The sequence below is a fragment of the Bradyrhizobium hereditatis genome, assembly GCF_020329435.1.
Taxonomy (GTDB): domain Bacteria; phylum Pseudomonadota; class Alphaproteobacteria; order Rhizobiales; family Xanthobacteraceae; genus Bradyrhizobium; species Bradyrhizobium hereditatis.
The window spans coordinates 1-3,511 of the sequence record NZ_JAGKJK010000047.1; the positions used below are offsets into that span (position 1 = coordinate 1).

At 61.2% G+C, this 3,511-nt stretch carries 2 protein-coding genes and 3 pseudogenes; 3 read left to right on the top strand and 2 right to left on the bottom strand.

Features of this window, described 5'->3' with window-relative positions:
• Together J6524_RS36890 and J6524_RS36895 are read left to right on the top strand one after the other, a co-directional pair.
• Nucleotides 1–268: tyrosine-type recombinase/integrase (locus tag J6524_RS36890; protein ID WP_225678466.1), on the top strand; the 268-nt coding region annotated here is incomplete at its 5' end.
• Nucleotides 269–389: 121 nt separating this feature from the next.
• Nucleotides 390–611, top strand: a pseudogene (locus tag J6524_RS36895) (ATP-binding protein); the annotation flags it as partial.
• A 480-nt stretch (nucleotides 612–1,091) separates the two neighbouring features.
• Here J6524_RS36895 and J6524_RS36900 read toward each other — a convergent pair.
• Nucleotides 1,092–1,373, bottom strand: coding sequence for a LexA family protein (locus J6524_RS36900; RefSeq protein ID WP_225678742.1), 282 nt, complete (start codon nucleotides 1,371–1,373; stop codon nucleotides 1,092–1,094).
• A 39-nt stretch (nucleotides 1,374–1,412) separates the two neighbouring features.
• On the opposite strand from J6524_RS36900, the pseudogene J6524_RS36905 reads away from it, so the two are divergent.
• Nucleotides 1,413–2,539 (top strand): annotated as a pseudogene (locus J6524_RS36905) (IS630 family transposase).
• 7 nt (nucleotides 2,540–2,546) lie between these two features.
• Here J6524_RS36905 and J6524_RS36910 read toward each other — a convergent pair.
• A pseudogene (locus tag J6524_RS36910) lies at nucleotides 2,547–3,511 on the bottom strand (IS630 family transposase); the annotation flags it as partial.

The following is a 3,511-nucleotide window of genomic DNA, read 5'->3' on the forward strand; positions in this document are numbered from 1 at the left end:
CCGCACGCTGCAGGAGAAGCGGATCCATCCCCATACCTTGCGGCATACGACCGCCATCTTTCTTCTGAAGGCGGGCGTCGACTTCGCGACCATTAGTCAATGGCTCGGACATTCGTCGCTGAACACAACGATGACCTATGCAAGGGCGGACATCGATCTCAAACGCCAGGCGCTTATGCAGGTGTTCCCTGAGATCCTCGCACCGCCTCGTGCCGGACACGTCTCTTCTGCGACGATCAACATCGTTGATTGGCTGAAGAGGCTATGACCTACAGGTAAATTATGTGGAGTTGGCGGCTGTCAAAAGCCGGACCGGCGCCGGCTTTCGGCCCTCAACTCCACATCACTGCGGGCTGCACATAAATCGAGTCACGTTGAGCTCAACGTGACTCGACGACTGGGGAACCCACACCCGCAACGATCAGCAACGCCTCGATCTCCTGGAAATCTTCGAAGAACGCTACAGGCGAAAATCCACCCTGATCACCGCCCAGCTGCCGGTTGCCCAATGGCATGACATGATCGGCGAACCCACCATGGCCGATGCCATCCTCGACCGAATCATCCACAACGCCCACCGTGTCGCCCTTGAAGGCGACAGCATGCGAAGGAAAAAAGAGCTTCCATCGGCGCATCGATGGAACGCAATCCGCCAACGGGCGCGAGTTCAGCCCCCGATGGTGGGTAACGGGGAAAGGCACGCAACGACCAGCACATCGCCTTGCCTGTTGCCGGGCTCCAATCCTGGGCGTGGCGCTCAACGTAGCGGATCACGTCCTCTTGGCTGATCTTGCACAGAGCGCCGGCGCCGCCGGAGCACACCTCATGCAGGGAACCTACGGATGACTGGGAGATGGCGGACGATGGACCTCGGGGCCAAGCCGCGCTCTGATCGCAGGTAGGCATCGAACTCCTTGAAGATCCGTTCGTGCGGGGTGAGAGGCGGTCGCACCAACGGCGCGATCGCGCCTTCCTCGCGCAGCACCCACAGCCATCGCTTGAGCGCGGCTCGGTCACCGGGTTGGATAGACTGCCTCCCGCCTCGGAGATACCGCTCAACGACCTGCTCATCGAGATCGCCTAGTGGCTCGTCACAGTGATTTTGACGGTTTGATACCGAGCCAGCTTAGGATCGGCAAGGTTTCTGGCGGCACGAGGATTTCGATGCTTCTGGGGACGCCGGCTTGTCGGCGAATGAGGCCGTTTCGTTCGAGCGTAACGATCATCTGATGGACTGAGGGCGGGCTGACACCGAAGTGGCGCTGCATGTCGGTTTCGGCGGGTGGCCGTCCGAACATGTGCGAGTAGGTATAGATGAAAGCCAGATAGTGGCCCTGCTTCTCGGTAAAGCGTGCGCCTGATTTTTGACTCATGGATCGATTCGTCCGGAGCCTCCGACAGGGAGGCGAACGATGAATGTACGGTACCGGGTCGAATTGAGCCAAGCCGAGCGAAAGGAACTGACGGCGATGCTGAGCGGCGGCAAGCATGCCGCTCGCAAACTCAAGCGGGCCCAGATTTTGCTGGCGGCCGACATCGGCAGCCGCGACGAGGAGATTGCCCGGACCGTCAGAGTAAGCGCCTCCACCGTCTGTCGGACCAAACGCCGCTTCGTGGAAGGCAATCTCGATCGGGCCTTGAGTGAGGAGCCACGTCCGGGTGCGGAGCGCAAGCTGACCGGCAAGGAGGAAGCCCTGCTGGTGGCGACCGCATGCGCCAAGCCGCCTGCCGGCCGGAGGCGCTGGACGCTGGCGCTGCTGGCTGACGTAATGGTCAAGCTCACCGATCATGACAGCTTGTCAGGCGAGACCGTGCGCCGCCGGCTGGCCGATAATGACCTCAAGCCGTGGCGCAGGGACATGTGGTGCATTCCCTATGTCGATGGCGAATACGTCGCCCGCATGGAAGATGTGCTCTCTACGCCGAAGCGCCCGATCCCGAGCGACCGCTGATCTGCTTCGACGAAACCCCCGTCCAACTCATCGGCGAGGTGCGCCAGCCGATCCCACCCCAGCCGGGAAAGCGCGAGCGCTACGATTACGAGTACCGCCGTAACGGCACCGTCAATCTCTTCGTCGCCTTCAATCCGCATCGGGCCTGGCGCAAGGTCAAAGTCACCGAACGGCGCACCGCCGTCGATTATGCTCACTGCATGCGCGAACTCGTCGATGTCCATTACCCCAAGGCCGCCTGCATCCGTGTCGTGCAGGACAACCTGTCGATCCATGCCCCCGGCGCCCTCTACCAGGCCTTTGCCCACGCCGAGGCCGGCCGCATCCTGCGCCGCCTCGAGTTTCGCTACACCCCGAAACACGCCAGTTGGCTCAACATGGTCGAGATCGAGATCGGCGTGCTCCAAGGACAGTGTCTCGGCCGCCGGATCGACGATCCAAAACGCCTTAGAAATGAGATCGCAGCATGGGAGCGGCAGCGAAACAAAGCTCGCGCCCGCATCAACTGGATGTTCACAACAGACAAGGCTCGTACCAAACTGGGGCGCGTCTATCCAGGCACCCCCAAAGAGTCAAAATCACTGTGACGGGCTACTAGTGGATCGAATCTAACAATTGGTGCCCTCGTTTGACGGCGGCGACGATTTTGTCTGGATCTGCGGTCCAAGTGAAGGGCTTTGGATCGTTGTTAGTTTCGTCGAGGAAGCGGTTGATGGCGGCCTTGAGTTCGCGGACTGATCGGAAGACGTCGCGTTTGAGGCGCCGTTTGGAGAGTTTGGCAAAGAAGCCTTCGACGGCATTGAGCCACGAGGACGAGGTGGGGGGTGAAGTGGAAGGTGAAACGCGGATGGCGATCGAGCCATTTGCGGACCTTCAGGTGCTTATGGGTCGAGGATGACGTGGACGGCCCTTTTGGCGGGGACTTGAGCCTCGATCTGATTGAGGAAGCGAATGAACTCCTGATGCCGGCGCTTCTGCATACAGCGTCCGATGACCTTGCCTTCGAGCACGTCGAAGGCGGCAAACAGGGTCGTGGTGCCGTTGCGCTTGTAGTCGTGGGTCATGGTGGCGGCGCGCCCCTTCTTGAGGGGCAGGCCCGGTTGGGTGCGGTCGAGCGCCTGGATTTGGCTCTTCTCGTCGACCGAGAGCACGATGGCATGGTCGGGCGGATCGACATAAAGCCCCACCACGTCAAGCAGCTTCTCGACGAAATTGGGATCGTTCGAGAGCTTGAACTGCCGGATACGATGCGGTTGCAGCTCGTGCGCCCGCCAGATGCGCTGCACCGAGCTGGCGCTGATGCCGGCCTTCTTAACCATCAAGGTCGCGGTCCAGTGCGTGGCTTCGACGGGCGCCTGCGTGAGAGCCACTACGCGGGCTGCAACGTCCGCTCCGAGCGGCGGAATGCGCGAGGGACGTGTCTTGTCGCGCAGCAGGCCCTCGAAACCCCTCCTGCATGAAACGTTCCTGCCAGCGCCAGACGCAGGTCTTGGACTTGCCGGTCCGCTGCATGCCGAACCCGTCCACGCTCAACAAGACAATCTCGGCCCGCCAGACCT